An 18,648-nucleotide genomic window follows, 5' to 3' on the forward strand; every position below is an offset into this window, starting at 1 on the left:
GCACTTGCGCCTCTTAGCAATGTGGGTTCTTTCCTCGCAGATCGCAAGGAAAGAACCCACAACGTTTTTCAGCCGATATTCATCGCATCAGTCCGCGGAAGTGAAGCCCTGCGGCTCCCCCGCCTCGGAGAACTTCGCCAAATGCGCTTTCTTGGCTGCCGCGATCATCAGCTTGATGCGGTTGAGCTGGTTGGCTTCGGAAGCGCCCGGATCGTAATCAATGGAGACGATGTTGGCTTCCGGATGCAGTCGGCGAATCTTGCCGAACATGCCGCGGCCGGTCACATGGTTCGGCAGGCAGGCGAACGGCTGCGCGCAAATCACGTTCGGGCAGCCCTGTTCGATGAGTTCCAGGATTTCGGCCGTCAGCAGCCAGCCTTCACCGGCCTGCACGCCGATGGAGGTGACTTCGCCAGCCTTCTGCACCAGCTCGGGCATCGGATCATCCTGCTTGAACTTGCCGTGGGACAGTGCGATGGCCTTCTTGATCGGCGCATTGTACATGTCAAGACCCCAGCGCATCAGTGCGTACAGCTGCTGGTTGCCGCCCATGCCGAGGTTCTTCTCATTCCAGTCGGTGATATACGGACGCGTGGTCATGAACTCCATGATGCCGGGCACCACGGCCTCGCAATCCTGGGATTCAATGACGTCCACCACATGGTTGTTCGCGTCGGGCTGGTACTTGACCAAGATCTCGCCCACCACGCCGACGCGCACCTTGCGCGGAATGTCCTTCAGGGGCAGTGCGTCGAAGGACTTCACGATCTCCTTGGCGAGCGTGCCGTAAGGCAGGTAGCCCTTCTTGAGCCACGGGGTCTTGGCCGCGGTCTTGGAATAGCCATGATGCTCGATGGTTTCGCGCACAATGGTGTCCCACTGCTCGTAGAGCTTATTGGCAGCACCCTTCTCCGCTTCGTATGGGCGCACGCGGTAGAGGCACTTCATCAGCAGATCGCCCAGAATCAGTGCCTTGATGGCGCGGTGCAGCATCGGCACCGTGGCCTTGAAGCCCGGGTTATCCTCCAAGCCTTGCGTGGAGATGGCAATGACCGGAATCTGCGGGTATCCGGCGTCGATCAGCGCCTTGCGGATCAAACCGAAGTAGTTGGTCGCACGGCACATGCCACCGGTTTGGGTGATGGCCAATGCCACATGATCGGGATCATACTTGCCTTCCAAGATCGCGTCGATCAGCTGACCAATCACCATGATGGCCGGGTAGCAGGCATCATTGTTCACGTACTTCAGGCCGGTTTCCACGTCACCGCGGCTGGCGTGCTTCAATACGTCGAACTTGTATCCACCGGAGCGAATAACCGCTTCCACAAGCGAAAGGTGAATCGGGCTCATCTGCGGGGCCACGATGGTGTAGTCGCGCTTCATGTTCTTCAAGAACTTCTGACGATGGGCGTAACGGCTCATCGTGGCGTTGTTGTGCGCGTTCTTCTTGGCGGACTTGGCTTTCCCGGAAGTTGATTGATCAACCGTGCCGTTCGAACCCGCGAGCACGTTCTTCGCGTTCACCGCGGCATCGAGATCACGCTGCGCGGCCTTCTTGGAGGCTTCGCGCATGGCCTTGGTGAGCTTCGGGTTGGAAGCCATCGTGGTGTCGAGCAATACCTGGCGTCCCGGAGTCGGTGCCTTGGAACCGGTCTTACGGAAGCCCATCGGCTTCGGTCCGGCAGCAGTCTGAGCATTCTGCCCCTGGGCGGAATCAGCCTGTTCGGCTTTGACCTTGGCTTCGGCGGCTTCGAGAGCGGCCTGTGCTTCGGCGAGCGCGGCCTTGGCGGCGGCCAAGTCAGCCTCGGCCTTGGCTTTAGCGGCTTCGCGAGCCTTGACTGCTGCCTGATCTTCCGCTTGAGCCGCAACAGCTTCGCGAGCCTTGTTCGCTTCGCGTTCTTCGACTGCGGCCTTGAGCGAACGCAGTCGAATCTTGGCGGCACCAAGGTTGGAGACTTCGTCGATCTTGAGCAACGTGTACACGTCGGCCTTGTCGGCGAGGATTTCGGCCACCTGGTCGGTGGTGATGGCATCGAGGCCGCAACCGAAGGAGTTGAGCTGCACGAGTTCGAGTCCCGGATAGGAGGCCACGAAGTGCGCGGCCGCGTACAGGCGGGAATGGTAGGCCCACTGGTTGGTGACGCGCAACGGCATCTTGGTGACCGTGCGATCGCCCACATGACGGAATCCAGCCGCGTTCTTGGAGCGCGGGTCCTGTTCGCCTTCGGCCAGGAACGCGGTGAGGTTGAGCTTCTCCCCCGGCTGCAGTTCGCAGATGGAATCCTCGGACAGCACCACCATGCCCAGCGAGCAGATAGTTTCCGGAATACCGTGGTTGATTTCGGGGTCGATGTGGTACGGGCGGCCGGCGAGCACGATGCCGCGGCAGCCGTGTTCCTTCATGTAGGCGAGTGCCGCAAGGCCTTCCTGCTGCACGTCGTGCTTGAACACCTTGTCTTCGGCGTAGGCGGCCTTGACTGCGGTCTCGGCTTCCTCACGGGTCACGTTGGCCCATGCGAATTCCTCGACAATACGATCCACCATGAGCTCATGGTTGGCGAGGTTGAAGTATGGGTGCATGTACCGCACGCTCGGATCGCGCAGTTCGGGCATGTTCGCGCCCACGACCAACGGATAGTTGGCCACCACCGGGCAGTTGTAATGGTTGTCGGTGTTGGGAACCAGATTCTCCTCGTAGCTCACACACGGGTAGAAGATGGTTTTGACGCCCTTGTTGAGCAGCCACTTGATGTGGCCGTGCACCAGCTTGGCCGGATAGCAGATGTTCTCGGAGGCGATCGATTCGATGCCGGTTTCGAACAGCTCGTGGGAGCTGCGGCCGGAAATCATCACCTTGAAGCCGAGGGATGTCAGCAACGTGAACCAGAACGGGTAGTTCTCATACATGTTGAGCGCACGCGGAATGCCGATTTCGCCGCGGGTGGCCTTCTTGTCGGTAAGGCGACGGTAGGCAAAGCAGCGCTTGTACTTGTAGTCGTAGAGGTTCGGACGATCGGAACGCTTCTTCTTGGCGTCGCCGCCGCGCTCGCAACGGTTGCCGGTCACGAAGCGGGAGCCGTCGGAGAATGTGGTGATGGTGAGCTTGCAGTGGTTCTGGCACAGCTTGCACACGTCACGCTCGGTGGTCATCGACATGTTGTCAAGCGCTTCACCGGTCAGGATGGAGCTGGCGGTATGCGCCACGCCATCCACGATCACGGTGTGGATTTCCGGATCGGCCGCTGCCGTGGCACCGGCTGCAGCAGTCTTCTTGAAGCCGTCCGCCTGATCAGCACTTGCCTTGTTGTCAGCTGTCTTGGCATCGGCTGTCTTGGCATTGGTTGCAGCTTCGGCCGGCTGCTGTTCCTCTTCAGAGCCATCGGCTTTGACCACCACGTCCAGGTGGTCGGCTTCATCCTGATAGTGCATGCGGGCGGTCAGCGCGGCACCGAACGCACCCATCAAACCGGCGATGTTCGGTCGGGTGACCTCGCGTTCGGTCAGCAGTTCGAAGGCGCGCAGCACGGCATCGTTGAGGAACGTACCGCCCTGCACCACCACGGTGTCGCCGAGTTCGCCGGAATCACGCAGTTTGATGACCTTATACAGGGCGTTGCGCACCACGGAATAGCACAGGCCGGCCGCGATGTCTTCGATCGAAGCGCCTTCCTTCTGTGCCTGCTTGACCGAGGAGTTCATGAACACGGTGCAGCGGGAGCCCAAATCCACCGGATGCGTGGAGGCGAGCGCCTTCTGCGTGAATTCCTGGATCGTCAGTCCCATGGACATGGCGAAGGTCTGCAGGAATGAGCCGCAGCCCGAGGAGCAGGCTTCGTTGACGGCGATGGAATCAATCACACCGTCGGTGATGGCAAGGTATTTCATGTCCTGGCCGCCGATGTCGATGACAGCGGTAACGCCGGGGCTCACCATTTCGGCGCCGCGGTAGTGGGCCATGGTTTCCACTACGCCTTCGTCCAAGTGCAGGCCGGTGGTGATGAGGCCTTCGCCGTAGCCGGTGGCGCAGGAGCGTGCGATCCATGCGCCTTCGGGAAGTTCGGCTTGAATCTTCTTGACGATGTTGATGGCGGCGGTCAGCGGGCTGCCTTCGTTGTTGGCGTAAGACGACCACACGATTTCGCGATCGTCGTTGACGAGCGTGGCCTTGATGGTGGTGGAGCCTGCGTCGATGCCGAGGAAGTGTGGGCCGTGGGCGCCTTCGAGCGTGCCGATGTGGATGTGTTCCTTATGGTGGCGCTTGTTGAACGCCTCACGATCGGCTTCCGTGGGGAACAGCGGCGGCATGGTGGGCGTATTGGAAGGCAGGTTTTTCAGTTCTTCCAAACGCTTCAGAATTTCGGCGCAGGTGTGCGCTTCGAAATGGTGACCTTCGTCGTCGGAGTCCGTGTCCGCCTGCAATGCGGCGCCATAGGCCACGTAGAGGTGGGCGTTCGTGGGCACGATGAACTCGTCCACCTTGCCTTCGAGCGCACGCTGGAATGCGGCGCGCAGTTCGGACATGAAGAACAGCGGACCACCGAGGAAGATTACAGTGCCGTGGATTGGGCGGCCGGAAGCCAAACCTGCGATGGTCTGCGTGGCCACTGCGGTGAAGATGGAGGCGGCAAGGTCCGGCTTGGCGGCACCATCGTTGATGAGCGGCTGCAAATCGGTTTTGGCGAACACGCCGCATCGCGATGCGATCGGGTACAGGTTCTCATAGCTTTTGGCCATCTCATTGAGGCCTGCGGCATCGGTGTCCAGCAGCGTGGACATCTGATCGATGAACGCACCGGTACCACCTGCACAGGAGCCGTTCATACGCTGCTCGGGAGTCGGCTTCAGATAGGTGATCTTTGCGTCTTCGCCGCCGAGTTCGATAATGACGTCCGCCTGCGGGTATTCCTTATCGATAGCTTCGGTTTCGGCGATGACCTCTTGGATGAACGGCACGTGCATGTTGTCGGCCAAGGCCAGACCGCCGGAACCGGTGATGGCCAAGCGAATCGGCTCGTCGCCGCGGCCAAGCTCCTCGAGCTTCTTGTGGATGTCCACGAGCAGGCCCGCCACGGTGGCGCGTACATTGGCATGGTGGCGGCGGTAATCGGAGAAGAGCGTGGATTTCAGGGAGTCGGATTGATCAAGCACGACCGCCTTGACCGTGGTGGAGCCAATATCCAAGCCCACGCGCAACGGTTTGACGTTTCCAGATACGGCTGCTGCGGCCGCATTCACGTCCGGCGCGGTGTTCGCATTCGCCTGCGTATCTGCATAGGCAGTGCGGGTTGCGTCCGTGGTCACGTTCGATGCGGTATCAACCATGTGTTCCTCTTAGCTTCGGCCTCCGGGATAATCGCCGCTCACATGTCACAAGGAACCAAGAACCGCCTCGGACGGCTGGCAGGCACCCTGCGGACGGCTTCGCCCGGCTACTTCTTCGGGTTAGCTTAGTCTGACCACCTGCCCAACATGGCACCCGTTATCGTGATTTCGCTCACGGAAAGCATGTTTTCCAACATTTTCAAGATATTGTTGGTTACGTATGCAAAACATCCATAAGTACGCGCAATCCATACCCATGCGCGCACCTTGAGCGTACCCTGCACGTACCATGCGGTACCTTGCACGTACCATGCGGTACCTTGCACGTACTTACTGTCATTGCCACAGCCAAAACCTCCGTATGTACGCGCAAATCACGAACCATGCGCGTACATACGGCCATTTTTACCGCCCAAAACGTCCGTATGTATGCGCAGTACACGTCAATCGCGCGTACATACGGATGCTTCAGGAGGCTTGGCTGCCCTCGCCGGCCTCGCGATCCTTCAGATAGATTTCGGGGCTGTTGCGCAACAACGCCAATCAGTACCGAGACGATGGCATTAACGCCAAGTAATGATTTCAAGCAAAACGTGACAGAAGATGATACGCCATCCCAGAAAAACGTTACAAATAATCTTATATAATTAGGAAAAACGTGACAATTCGTGGTTGGAGGTAATAATGCTATATCGCAAGGCATGGGACAGATTACTGAAATGGAAAACCAACAGTGCCTCCTCACACGCATTGATGCTCACCGGAGCAAGGCAAATCGGCAAAACCACATTAGTGCGTGAGTTTGCAAAACAGCATTACAAGTATTTTGCCGAACTGAATTTTCTGACTGACCCAAAAGCTTCAATGATTTTCAATGGACCATTGGATGCACAGACCATCATTGCCAACCTGACCGCTTATCTGCGTAAGCCGCTGGGATCGGGAAATACACTTGTGCTATTTGATGAGATCCAAGAATGTCCTCGCGCCCGCACGGCTATCAAGTTCCTCGTTGAGGATGGCCGTTTTGACTACATCGAAACTGGGTCTCTACTCGGAGTACGAGTGAAAGAGGTTCCCTCCTATCCGGTGGGTTTCGAGGAGCAATATCGCATGTTCCCTATGGATTTCGAGGAATTCTGCCTAGCCAATGGTGTTCAGCCTGAAACAATCGACTTGCTGCACGAACATTTTCGTACCAAGCGACCAATCAATGACTCCATGCATGAAACAATGATGCGCCTATTCCAACTGTATGTAGTAGTCGGAGGAATGCCCGAAGTCGTCCAACGATATGTAGACACACACGACATCGCGCAAGTCTCACAGTTGCAGCGGGACATACTCGCCCTATATCGTCTCGATATCGCTCAATACTCCAGTAAAGCAGACCATACTAAAATCCGCGCAATCTTTGACGCTATACCTTCCCAACTTGACGATCGCAACCGCCGGTTTGTACTTGCTGACTTGAACAAAAACGCCAGACAAAACCGATATGCCAGCAGCTTTCTTTGGCTCGCCGATGCTGGAGTAGCCCTTCCTTGTTATAACGTGTCCTCTCCAACAGCTCCGTTGGAGGCAAACGAAAAGCATAGCTTATTCAAATTGTTCATGAACGATACTGGATTGTTGTGCTCCGCATTAATGAGCAACGTCCAGTTTGCCTTGCTGCAAGGCGAACTGGACATGAACTTAGGTTCTATCGCAGAAAACGTGGTAGCTCAAGAGCTCACTGCTCACGGTTTCACAACGCACTACTTCGACGCTAAGCGATACGGCGAGGTCGATTTCGTTGTTCAATCGGGTACCGAAATTATCCCTATAGAAGTCAAATCCGGCAATGACTGGACACGATATAAGGCATTGAACAATATCCTCGCCGTGGACGAATGGGGCATCAAACAAGCGCAGGTGTTATGCAAAGGCAACATCCGACAAGATGGCCCAATCACTTATATGCCTCTCTATATGACTATGTTCCTCAAGCCTGAACGGCTACCTGCTTCTATGCCTTTTACTGTAGATCTCAGCGCTCTGAATGGCTGATTCGTCTATGTGCAACGCCTAGTATGACACCTAACAGTCCCGTTTCAGGAGGCTTGGCTGCCCTCGCCGGCCTCGCGATCCTTCAGATAGATTTCGGGGATATCGCGCTCCTGGTCGTGGAGCTTGGCCCAAATGATGGGTTTGCCGGCTTCGAGGGACTTCGGCACGTCGAGGATGCGCTGGTTTCTTGAGCCACGGAATTGCAGTAGGGAGTCTTTCTGGTCCTTCAAATAGCGGCCATCGACCAGAATGTCGATGAGGTGCAGCAGCTCAAGCTTGTCTGGTGTTTCGCCGGGACGCATGAGCTCCTCCCATGTGTATCCGGTCCAGCACCAGATGTCCTTTTCGTGGCCGAATTCACGGCGGATGCGTTGCGCGAGCGGCACCAGCACGGGGGTGTTAAGCAGGGGTTCGCCGCCGAGGAAGGTGATGCCTTGCACCCATGGGGCTTTGAGGTCGTCGATGATCTTGTCCTCGAGCTTTTGCGTGTATTCGTGGCCGGCCTGAAAGACCCAGATGGAGGAGTTGAAGCAGTCGACGCAGTGGAACGGGCAGCCGGAGACATAAAGGGAGTTGCGCACGCCCTCACCGTCGGTCACGATGAAGGTTTTGTAGTCCGCGATCATGCGCTTGGACATGCGGCGGCCATCCCATTGGCCGGCTTTGGGATCATTGGCCAGCCCGTGGGAAGGGACAGACGGCCCGCGCCCCGTCTCCCCCGCCGCAAAATCATGACGCTTGGGCTCTCGCATCACGAATAACCTCCATTTTCCGCTTTTGTCTAACTGTAACGTTGAGCTGGAAGCCAAGTGAGGGTCTCCCCGATGTGTTGTAAGACCGTAAGCTCGGCCGAACGGCCTTGAGTGTGTCGAACAATATATCAGGGAGACCCTCGCCCCACGCTAACGATTACTTAGCCTCTTCGAACCATTCGCGGGTGGTGCCATCGTTCAAGGTCACGTGACCGGTCTCACCACTCATGTGCTTGACACGGTGGGCGATCTCCTCGTGGCGGCCGTGCACCATCGGGCGCTGGACCGGGCTGCCGAGGTAGCCGCAGGTGCGCTTGGTCACGTTGCACTTGTCCGGATCGGAGTTGCCGCACTCCGGGCACTTGAAGCCTTCCTCTGTAGGCTCGAAGTCACCCTGGAAGCCGCACACGAAGCAGTGGTCGATCGGGGTGTTGGTGCCGAGGTAGCCGATGCCGATGTTGTAGGCGTAATCCCACACGGCTTCGAGCGCCTTCGGGTTGTCCTGCAGGCACGGGTACTCGCAGTAGTTGATGAAGCCGCCGGAAGCGTAGTACGGGAAGTCCTTCTCGTAGTTGAGCTTCTCCATCGGGGTGGGCTGCAGCCACACCGGGTAGTGGAAGGAGTTGGTGTAGAAGTCGTGGTCGGTCACGCCTTCGATACGTCCGAACTTCTCGCGGTCCATGCGGTTGAAGCGGTCGGTCAGGGATTCCGCCGGGGTGGAGTACACGGAGTAGTGGTAGCCCTCAGCCTTGCTCCACTGCTTGCACAGCTCGTTCATACGCTTGACGATGGAGAGTGCGAATTCCTTGCCTTCCGGATCCCAGCCGTGGTCGCGAATCCAGTTCTTGCCGTAGAAGACCGCAGTGGTTTCCGCCAGACCGATGTAGCCGAGGGACACGGTGGCACGCTCGTTCTTGAACAGCTGATCCACGTTGTCGTTGGCACCGAGGCGGCCGAATGCACCGAAGCGGAACAGGGTCGGGGCGTTGACCGGGGTTGCTTCCTTGCAGCGCATGATGCGGAACTGCAGGGCCTGGTGGGCCACTTCCATGCGCTCGTTGAACAGCTTCCAGAAGCGTTCCTTGTCGCCATGGGATTCGATGGCGATGCGCGGCACATTCACGGTGACCACACCGAGGTTCATGCGGCCGTCTTCCTCATCCTTGCCGGTCTCCGGGTTGATCCACCCCTGCAGGAAGGAACGGCAGCCCATCGGAGCCTTGAAGGAGCCGGTGATCTTGACGATGTTCTCGTAGAACACCACGTCCGGATACATGCGCTTGGTGGCGGATTCGAGCGCGAGCTGCTTCAGATCGTAGTTCGGGTCGCTCGGATCGCAGTTCACACCGCGCTTGATGGTGAACACCAGCTTCGGGAAGATGGCGGTGTGGTGTTCCTTGCCGAGGCCGCGAATGCGGTTCAGCAGGATGGCGCGCTGGATTTCACGGGAGAACCAGTCGGTGCCGAGACCGAAGCCCACGGTGACGAACGGGGTCTGGCCGTTGGAGACTCGGTTGGAGTTGATCTGGTACTCCATGGTCTGCATGGCGTCGTAGATGGCCTTACGAGTGCGGATCTTGGCGAGGATCTCGCGCTCCTGTTCCAGCTCGTCGACATCCGTGTGGAACGGGGTGTCCATCGGCAGTGGCGCACGGTTGCCGAAGTGCAGCTTGGAAGGCTCGTTCTTCTTGGCGTTCTCCACCTGACGGCGGGCGAACTCGACCGGCATACCGTCCGGGATGGTTTCGCGGGCTTCCTCGAGGAACTTCTCGTAATCCTTCTTGGCGTACTGAGCCAGGTGCTCGTCGGCACGGTTGGCGGTCTGGCCACCGTACTGGCTGGAGGCCACGTCCTTCATGATCTGGGTGATCTGGGTGGCGGCGATGGCGATGGACTTCGGGGATGCCATCGGAGCGTTGCCGAGGGTGAAGCCGTTGGCCAGCATGTCCCAGAAGTTCGGAAGGCTGCAGTTGGACTGTGCGGTGAACGGCGAGTAATCGGCGTCATGGAAGTGGATGTCGCCCTTCATATGCGCGTTGGAGACCGCCGGAGGCAGCATGTTGAAGGCCGCGGCCTTGGACACCGCACCGGCCAGCAGGTCACGCTGGGTGGCGTAAACGTTGGAATCCTTGTTGGCGTTCTCATGAATCAGCGATGGATCGTGGTTCATGAAGCGAGCCACGGCTTCGTTCACGTCGGTGGCCTTGGCGCGCTGGATGTCCTTATCCAGGCGGTAGTTCGTGTATGCACGAGCCACGTCATACAGGTGAGCGTCAATCAGGGCATGCTCAACGAGGTTCTGAATATCCTCGATCTTGGCGGGGCCGGCGTAACGTTCCTTAATCTCGCCTTCAACCTGATTGGCGAAGCCACGAATCATGGCCTCTTCTTCTGGACCGACTTCCTTATCAAGATCCTTGAAGGCAGACTTGACCGCAGAGATGATGTTGATTGGGTCGAAATCGACCACGCGACCATCACGCTTCTCCACGAGCACCACGCCACCACGGACAGCGCCTCTCGCCTCATGATTGGTGGCGGTCTCTTCCATCACCTGTGCGCCCATCGGGCACCCCTTTCATCGCTACGAATAACAACTCACCGACACTCATTTTTGGCCGAGCTTGCGCCAGCCAAGCAAAATTACATGGGTGTCGTTTTCTTGAACCTCTAGAACAATACGGCAACCCCACCCCTATATCTAGTACCCCACAGAGGCGTGTTGAACTATTTATAGTGGTTTTCGGCTATTTTCCGCCAAAACTACAACTGTGTGATTACGGTGACAGTTTCATCTTGGCGTGTCATCCACAGACTTATCCACCGCCTTTCTGGCTCCACTAGCAAAATCGAACAGCTCGGTACCTGCAGTATCCCATGACTTTTCAGACAGGGTAAATTTTTTCCCTGCTTGGAGAAGGCATTTATAGTGGAAGGCATGACTACTGCAATGGGTTATTCTCACTCGGGCGCGGCACCTACAGCCGCGTCATTGGCTGGCGCGGGCTTCGGACCGGGGCAGGCCGCCGGCGTGAGCCAAGCCGGCGATACCATCAACCTGCCGGAGGGGCCTCGCCCGGCGGACCAGCTGCCGGCACGAGCCGCCGAAACCACCGCCCAGAATCCATGGCCGGTGAGCGTCTTGAGCCAGAAATTCTACGGTGCGGTGGAACGGTGGCCTTCTGCATGGGTTACCGGCCAGATCACGCAGATCAATACGCGTCGCGCCGGCTCGGCGTATCTCACGTTGCGCGACGATTTTGAAGACATCGCCATGGAGGTCAATGGCTTCGGACGTTTCGCCCAAGCAGCCAGCGAATTCGTGCAGGGCGACCGCGTGGTGATTCACGGTAAGCCCAATCTGTGGATGAAGCGCACGTCGCTGTCGTTACGAGGCGACACCATTCTGCGCGTTGGCGCAGGCGGCAGCCTTAAAGCCATGATTGATGAACTGCGCAAACGGCTCAAAGGCGAAGGGTTGTTCGACGCGGACCATAAGCTGCCGTTGCCGGAATTCCCGAGAACCATCGGCCTGATTTGCGCACCACAGGCTCGCGCGGAAGGTGATGTGATCACCAATGTGAATCTGCGTTGGCCGGCCGTCTCCTTCAAGGTCGTGCACGTGCATGTGCAGGGTGAGCAATGCCCGGCAGACGTGGTACAGGCCATCCAACAGCTTGACGCCGACCCTCAAGTGGACGTCATCATCGTGGCGCGTGGCGGCGGATCCTTCGAGGATCTCATGGGCTTCTCAGATGAGCGCGTGGTGCGTGCCGCATACGCGTGTACCACACCACTCATCTCCTCCATTGGCCACGAGGATGATTGGACGCTGCTTGATTTGGTAGCGGATCTGCGCGCCTCCACACCTACCGACGCGGCCAAGCGCGTGGTGCCGGATGTGTTCGAGCAGTCGCAGCTCATTGAAGGCGCCATCGACCGTATACGCCTGCGCATGCGCTCCCGTGTGGAAAACGAGATCAGACTGGTGGAAGGCTACGCCAACCGTCCAAGCCTCACCCAGCCGCACACCATGCTGGAGCCGCATCAGCGGCTCATCGACGACTCATTGCAGCGACTCGACATTGGGCTTCGGCGCATTGTGGACGATGCTCAACTCACCATCGAGAAGGCCCATGCTTCCCTGACCGCGTTGAGCCCGCAATCCACATTGAACCGCGGCTATGCCGTAGTGCAATCCGCTGATGGGCACGTACTCGATGACGCCAGTAAGGTCAACGCCGGAGACAACATCACCGTGACGTTGAAGAAGGGCATTATCACTGCAACCGCCAACTCGGCAACCGAATGATTGAGACGTATCCCATACCACTCACACAAACACGTATATAAAGGAGAACATCATGACCGACAAGAACACCACCCCGGCTTCGTCCCTGACCGACGAGGAGCGCAAGCTCATCGCCCAGATGCCGTATGAGGAGGCTCGCGACAAGCTCATCCAAGCCGTGCAGGCTTTGGAAACCGGCGGCCTGAACCTCGACCAGTCGATGCGCCAATGGGAAATCGGCGAGGCCTTGGCCCAGCGTGCGCAAGGTCTGCTCAACGATGTGCGCGCCAAGCTCGATCAGGCACAGGCCAATCAAGCCGCCAATGAAGCCACTGCGGGCACGCAATCCAACTTGGACTGAGTTCCCCGTCGCGGCATAGCCGCCCCCCGCCTACGGGCAGTCCACCGGACTGCCCGCTACACGGCTCAGCCCAGTCCAATCTGAATCGAGTTCCCAGCTTCTCCGGCTCCCCTTGTCAGGGGAGCCGGCTCGCGAAGCGAGACTGAGGGGTAGTCGACGGTAGAAGTAAAGTTACTTCTTCAACGGCACGTAGATCACGTTGTCGATGAGCTCACGGTAGTGCTTCACAATCTGCGCGCGCCGGGTCTTGAGGCTCGGCGTCAACATGCCGTTCGCCTCAGTGAACTCATCCGGCAAGATCTCGAACTTGCGAATCGACTCCGCACGGGAAACACCCTCGTTGGCGGCGTTCACCGCACGCTCCACTTCGGCATGCACAATGGCGTTCTTGGCAAGCGACGCCAAATCCGCCTCCGGCTTGGCTCCCTGAGCTTCCAGCCATGCATTGGCATCCGCAAAGTCCAACGTAACCAACGCAGCCACAAACGGCTTCTTATCGCCAATCACCAGGCACTGGTTCACCACCGGAGAGGTCATCACCGAAGCCTCCAACAAGCCCGGCGACACGTTCTTGCCGCCAGCGGTAATGATCAGATCCTTCTTACGGCCAGTGATGGAGATAAAACCATCCTCGTTAATATCGCCCAAGTCACCGGTGTGCAGCCAGCCATCGGTGATCTGCTGAGCGGTGACCTCAGGATTATTGTGGTATCCCCTGCACACCAGCGGCCCCTTGACCACCAGTTCACCATCCTCGGCAATACCAGCGGTAATGCCACACATCGGCATACCGATGGTACCGATGCGGTTATCCTCCGGCAGACTTACACACACCGGGCCACAGGTTTCGGTCATGCCATAGCCTTCCAGCACCGGCATGCCGATGCCGTTGAAGAAGTGGGACAGTTCGGAATCCATCGGAGCGCCACCAGTGATAGCGAAGTCGGCATTCGGACCGAAAATGGTGCGAATCTTCTTGTACACCACCTGCTCATAGAAGGCGTGAGCAATACGGCCAAAGAGCGGGAGCTTCTCACCCTGCTGTTCGGCACGGGACCATGCGCGCGCGTTCTCGGCAGCACGCGCGAATAACTTGCCTGCGAAACCGGTGCCGGCGCGCTGGGATGCGGCGTTATACACCTTCTCATACACGCGTGGCACAGCAAGCAACAGCGTCGGGCCAAAGGTTTCGAAATCCTTGACCATGGTCTTCATATTGGAGCTCAATGCCAGCGTAATGGTGCCGCCGAAGCTGAAGAACTCCATGAAACGGGCGAACACGTGGCTCAAGGGCAGGAAGAGCAGCAGTCGACGGTCCGGCCAAGCGCCGGCGCGCGGCATGTACTGCAATGCAGAAAGCACCAAGAACGCGAAGTTGCGGTGCGTCAATTCCACACCTTTCGGCGTGCCGGTGGAACCAGACGTGTACACGATGGTGGCCAAATCATCGCCATGGGAGGCGTTCTTGTATTCCCAGAACTCGGCGTCGGTCACCGATTCGCCGTACGCCTTGATGGCATCCAAACCACCGGCCTCAATCACGAACACATTGCGCAATGTAGGCACTTCGTCACGCACGGATTCAATCTTGTCACGCTGGCCGTCATCCTCAGCAATGGCAATAGTCACCTGAGAATCATTGAAAATCCAACTGACCTGGCTGGCGGAATTCGTCTCATACACCGGCACGGTGAGCGCGCCGATGGACATAATCGCCAAATCCAGCGCCGTCCATTCCCAGCGAGTATGCGACACGATGGACACCGAGTCACCCTTATGCACCCCGAGGCCAATCAAACCTTTTGCCAGATCGATGACCATACGGCGGAACACTTCGGCGCTGTATGGGTGCCAGGCGCCGTCCTCGCCCTTGTATTCAATCATCGAGCCTTCAGGGTCACGCTCGGCACGGCGATCAAGAAAATCGAACAGATTGATGTCGCTGTCGATCGGCTCCTTGACCGGGTTGGTGAACTGCTTAACGATCGTGGTGTCATTGTGCGCCACATCAGCGATATTTTCAGTCATACCCACTATGTAACTCCACGGCTGTTACAAATAGCCGCCAATGGCCACATCTCCTCGACATTCAATAGTCGAAAAGAATGTGGCCAAGAATATGTCCATCACATCATCACAAGGAAATGCGAATCACTGATCGGCCGCAGCGGTCTCGATGCAGCGGATCGCGTTCAGCGTACGCGGGTACCCGATGAACGGCATCACCGCCGAAGCCACCTTCAGCAGAAACGCCTTGCTGTTACCAATCCGCATGTTGGCCTTGGCATGTGCGGTGAGCTGTGGTTCAACCCCGCCTTGCGCCGCCAGATAACAGTAGGTGATCATTTCGCGTTCGCGCAGATCAAGAGCGCCGCGCGTGTAGTAGTCGCCAAAGCAGTTGGCTGCCAGCCAACGATTGATTTGCGGATACTCCGGATTGCCAGAGGTAGCAAAGCCTTTCATGCCTTCACCGAAGATATCCACCTGCGCCTGTTCGCCGGCGGCAACACGGCTTGCGAAGTCCGGTTCGGTGGTCGCCTGGGTTGTGAGCGGCAAAGTGACACCATGCTGGGTCAGCACCTCATTAGTGACATTGAAGAACGGGAGCACGCGGCCAATGCCAAGATAGGCAACCGCCTGATAGACGATTTCCTTGGCTTCGCTCGGGGTAACGCCCATATCCAAGGCCGCGCCCAGCATGACGCGGAATTGATCGACACCCTGGCATCCCAGCAACGTGGCAAGGATGGCGATGAACCGTGTGCGGTCGTCCAGCGGCTCCTCACCTTCGGGAGCACCGCCATTCACCACCTCGTCACAGGCAAAGTTGGCGAATCGCTCAACAAATTCAGGATCGGTTGCGGCGAGTTCAGATGCCTCACCATTGGGGAACACACGAGTCAGGTATTGACGGGCAGCTTCGGTGAGCCGCGGCGTATAAGCGTTATCGGATTCAGTTGATTCAGCAGTCATGGGAAAGTCCTTTCATCGCAGACTCTCCTATCGAACCGCACAATACCACCGTAATCAAATACCTTTTACCTGTGCCCTTATATGCCGATAATGCATAGTGGCACATGCGCATACATAGTCCGTATACACCCCACGTACAGCTCACGCACCACCCACATACAATGCTGCCCTGATTGGAGTCTCCTCAAATCAGGGCAGCATTGACAACAGTTTCGGTCATCAGCAATCAGAACTGGATGTAATCGACTTCCGTATGCTCGCCGGTTTCCAGATACTTGGCCACATCATCAGGCCCGGCGAATACCATGTTCACCGCTTGCGCCACCATCAGGTTCACGCGGTCCATAGGAGTCAGGCCTTCATAATAGCCGTAGACTGGCATGCCCAGCGCATGCGCATAGCCAATCTCGAACATGGTTCCCGCATCCTCGTCCATGAGGTTCGCGATAACGGCTTTGGCTGAATTGATGCCCTGAATATCGTCGTGGAAGCAGCCTTCTGGGCCGACTTCCTCGATTTGGCTGACGAATCGTGGCTTGAACAGCTTCTTGCCGTGATCCTCCAACACCTTTTCCAGACGCTCCATGCTTGCGGTCTGCTCAGGGTCGAAGAACGGGCCCGCCACGTAAAAGTCATATTCCTTTTCGCTCATGGCTTCCAGTCATACCGCAGCACAGGTTGCTTTCCAGCAAATAGTTCATTTTTTGAACACTATTTCATATAGCGAACAATGTGCTGTATTTGCCGGAAAACCGTGGATAATGCTCGCGATTGAACTCAGATAGCTCGGCCAGCTCACTCGGCTCAGTCAGTTCCGCCAGCTCACTCGGCTCAGCCGCGATTCACAATCTGCATGGCGCGACCGTCTTCCATCAGATGGAATCCATGCTTCTGGTAGAACGGCGCGTTCTTGCTCTCTTCGGGCATTACCTCAAGGAACAGATAATCGTGATACTTGGCTTTCACCATCTCCACCAAATGGCCACCAATACCGTGACCGTGATAGGCGGGATCGACCAACACCCAATGCATGTACGCCACCATTTCGGTGTCGTCCAATACGCGAACCAAACCGGCCAGATGATCGCCATCCCATGCGCTGATCACCGTATCCGAATGCTGTAATGCCTTGAACAGGCGCTCAGGATAGTTCGCCGACTCCCAACCCACCGAGCGAAACAGCTTCTGCACCTGATCTTGAGTAAAACGCTTCTCTTCCGTGTATGTAATTGCCATGGCCGCTTATGTTAGCCTTCACATACCCACCATTCCGCCGTCGTTTCGCATATTGAAGCTACAATGCATCCCCCATTGTCCCCGCATTGTCCCCCACGAGCCGTACAGCAACAGCGCCTGCACATACAATCATTGGAATTCATTGGAATTCATAGAAAGCACAAGTGCCCGAGATCGGATTCGAACCGACGACACCCGCTTTAGGAGAGCGGTGCTCTATCCACTGAGCTACTCGGGCAACGACGTTTCATTGTACACGGACACAAGCCCAGCCGGCAATTCGTACAATTCGTGCCGGTTTGGTGCGGACTCAATAATCCCCGGGCAAAAACAGCGCACATCCCAGCGCAACACGATACAGTAGCAACTCGCGCACATGTACATAGAGGCTGCCGCCAGCCGGCAGACAACCTTGCCGAGCACAAGCATCACCGACAATCAGAGCGTCTCCCACAGAGAGGATGATATGGCACGAACACGAAGCATCGCCAAGAATACCAACGGCAATGTGCCACGTACTCGCGCCATACGGCAACGTCGTCCAGCCTCAACATCATCGAACAAATCCGCGGCCTCAGCCAAGCGCAGCGCACAAAAGCGCGGCACACAACCGAAGCCATACACCAAAGAACAGCTCAAGTCCCATGGCAAGCACCGTTTCTTCGGCCTGCTCGCCGGATTGTTCGCCGTTCTGACGTTGCTCGCCACCGCTGCCCGCGCATTACCTGCCGATCTACAGGAACTGCCATACGTACCCATCGTGATTTCCGCAACCCCATGGTTCATGCTGCTGGGACTCATCGCGCTGCTGCTGGCCATCATGTCGCGCAGAATCCTTGCCGCGCTGATAGCCATTGCCGCAGTGGCGCTCAACGCATATTGGCAGTATCCGTTCTTCTACTCCACCACCCCGCTGCCGCAGGCTGCCTACAATGCAGTCGCCTTTAGCGAGCCGAACACTTCGGATGCTTTCGCTCGAGTGATGACGTTCAACGTGTATAAAGGCCAGGCTGACGCGCAGGCCATTGTGGATACCGTGCGCGATCAACGCGTCGAAGTGCTGGCCTTGCAGGAGACCACCGACGATTTCGTCAAACGCCTTAAAGATGCCGGCATCGAACATTACCTACCGTATTCGAACGTGTCATCGTCGGATGGCATATACGGCAATGGCTTGTGGTCTGCTACCCCACTCAGCCAGCCGGTTGATGACGAAGTAAACTCCAGTGCTTCGTTCATGCCGGCCGGCACGGTGGATCTGGGCGGCAATGCAATTCGATTCGTCTCCGTGCACACCACCGCTCCGGTGCCCGGCTACTGGCGGCAGTGGAAGCGTGCGCTCGACGAACTGGGATTGATGCAATCGCATACCAGCAACCGGTACATTTTCATGGGTGACTTCAACGCCACCTATGATCACGCTCCATTCCGCGAATTCCTTGGCACCAGATTCCATGATGCCGCGCGAATCTCCGGGCACGGCTTCACGTTCTCCTGGCCCACGAACCGACCAGGACTGCCCATGTTCGCGGGCATCGACCATGTAGTGCTCGACCAGGGCATGCGCGCCGGGCAATGCAAGGTAGTGAAGATTGCGGGATCCGATCACGCGGCGCTGCTCGTTACTGTGGATGTGATGCAGTAGCGGCAGACGACAGCAC

General features: G+C 57.5%; 11 protein-coding genes and 1 tRNA gene. 4 read left to right on the forward strand and 8 right to left on the reverse strand.

Annotated elements, in window-relative coordinates; genetic code table 11:
* Positions 1–87: 87 nt before the first annotated feature.
* Positions 88–5,325 carry an acyl-CoA dehydratase activase-related protein gene (locus JS530_RS05940; RefSeq protein WP_240541111.1) on the reverse strand — a complete coding sequence of 1,746 codons (5,238 nt, stop codon included), beginning with the start codon at positions 5,323–5,325 and terminating at the stop codon, positions 88–90.
* A 684-nt stretch (positions 5,326–6,009) separates the two neighbouring features.
* Between JS530_RS05940 and JS530_RS05945 the strand changes: the two genes are divergently transcribed.
* Positions 6,010–7,374, forward strand: a complete 1,365-nt coding sequence (locus JS530_RS05945) for an ATP-binding protein (RefSeq protein WP_214376264.1) — start codon at positions 6,010–6,012, stop codon at positions 7,372–7,374.
* 44 nt (positions 7,375–7,418) lie between these two features.
* Here the strand turns inward: JS530_RS05945 and nrdG are convergent, their stop codons facing one another.
* Positions 7,419–8,126 carry an anaerobic ribonucleoside-triphosphate reductase activating protein gene (gene nrdG, locus JS530_RS05950; RefSeq protein ID WP_214376265.1) on the reverse strand — a complete coding sequence of 236 codons (708 nt, stop codon included), beginning with the start codon at positions 8,124–8,126 and terminating at the stop codon, positions 7,419–7,421.
* 157 nt (positions 8,127–8,283) lie between these two features.
* On the reverse strand, positions 8,284–10,692 hold the full coding sequence (gene nrdD / locus JS530_RS05955) for an anaerobic ribonucleoside-triphosphate reductase (protein ID WP_214376266.1): 2,409 nt from the start codon (positions 10,690–10,692) through the stop codon (positions 8,284–8,286).
* Positions 10,693–11,064: 372 nt separating this feature from the next.
* Here nrdD and xseA point away from each other — a divergent pair, with 372 nt between their 5' ends.
* Together xseA and JS530_RS05965 are read left to right on the forward strand one after the other, a co-directional pair.
* Positions 11,065–12,438, forward strand: a complete 1,374-nt coding sequence (gene xseA / locus JS530_RS05960) for an exodeoxyribonuclease VII large subunit (RefSeq protein WP_425350856.1) — start codon at positions 11,065–11,067, stop codon at positions 12,436–12,438.
* Positions 12,439–12,490: 52 nt separating this feature from the next.
* Positions 12,491–12,778 carry an exodeoxyribonuclease VII small subunit gene (locus JS530_RS05965; RefSeq protein ID WP_100493578.1) on the forward strand — a complete coding sequence of 96 codons (288 nt, stop codon included), beginning with the start codon at positions 12,491–12,493 and terminating at the stop codon, positions 12,776–12,778.
* 171 nt (positions 12,779–12,949) lie between these two features.
* On the opposite strand, the gene JS530_RS05970 is transcribed toward JS530_RS05965, so the two are convergent.
* From JS530_RS05970 to JS530_RS05990, 5 genes are all read right to left on the reverse strand, one after another.
* A complete protein-coding gene (locus tag JS530_RS05970; RefSeq protein WP_214376267.1) occupies positions 12,950–14,806 on the reverse strand; it encodes an AMP-dependent synthetase/ligase in 1,857 nt (618 codons plus the stop codon).
* Between the two features lie 123 nt (positions 14,807–14,929).
* On the reverse strand, positions 14,930–15,751 hold the full coding sequence (locus tag JS530_RS05975; protein WP_214376268.1) for a carboxymuconolactone decarboxylase family protein: 822 nt from the start codon (positions 15,749–15,751) through the stop codon (positions 14,930–14,932).
* A 226-nt stretch (positions 15,752–15,977) separates the two neighbouring features.
* Positions 15,978–16,403: a nucleoside 2-deoxyribosyltransferase gene (locus JS530_RS05980; protein WP_214376269.1), complete on the reverse strand. Its 426-nt coding sequence runs from the start codon at positions 16,401–16,403 to the stop codon at positions 15,978–15,980.
* 179 nt (positions 16,404–16,582) lie between these two features.
* Positions 16,583–16,987 (reverse strand): GNAT family N-acetyltransferase, encoded by a 405-nt coding sequence (locus JS530_RS05985; protein ID WP_214376270.1) that lies wholly within the window; start codon positions 16,985–16,987, stop codon positions 16,583–16,585.
* Positions 16,988–17,152: 165 nt separating this feature from the next.
* Positions 17,153–17,225, reverse strand: a tRNA-Arg gene (locus JS530_RS05990).
* A 228-nt stretch (positions 17,226–17,453) separates the two neighbouring features.
* Between JS530_RS05990 and JS530_RS05995 the strand changes: the two genes are divergently transcribed.
* Positions 17,454–18,632, forward strand: a complete 1,179-nt coding sequence (locus JS530_RS05995; protein ID WP_240541112.1) for an endonuclease/exonuclease/phosphatase family protein — start codon at positions 17,454–17,456, stop codon at positions 18,630–18,632.
* Positions 18,633–18,648: the final 16 nt, after the last annotated feature.

It is taken from the genome of Bifidobacterium colobi (assembly GCF_018555455.1).
Taxonomy (GTDB): Bacteria; Actinomycetota; Actinomycetes; order Actinomycetales; family Bifidobacteriaceae; genus Bifidobacterium; species Bifidobacterium colobi.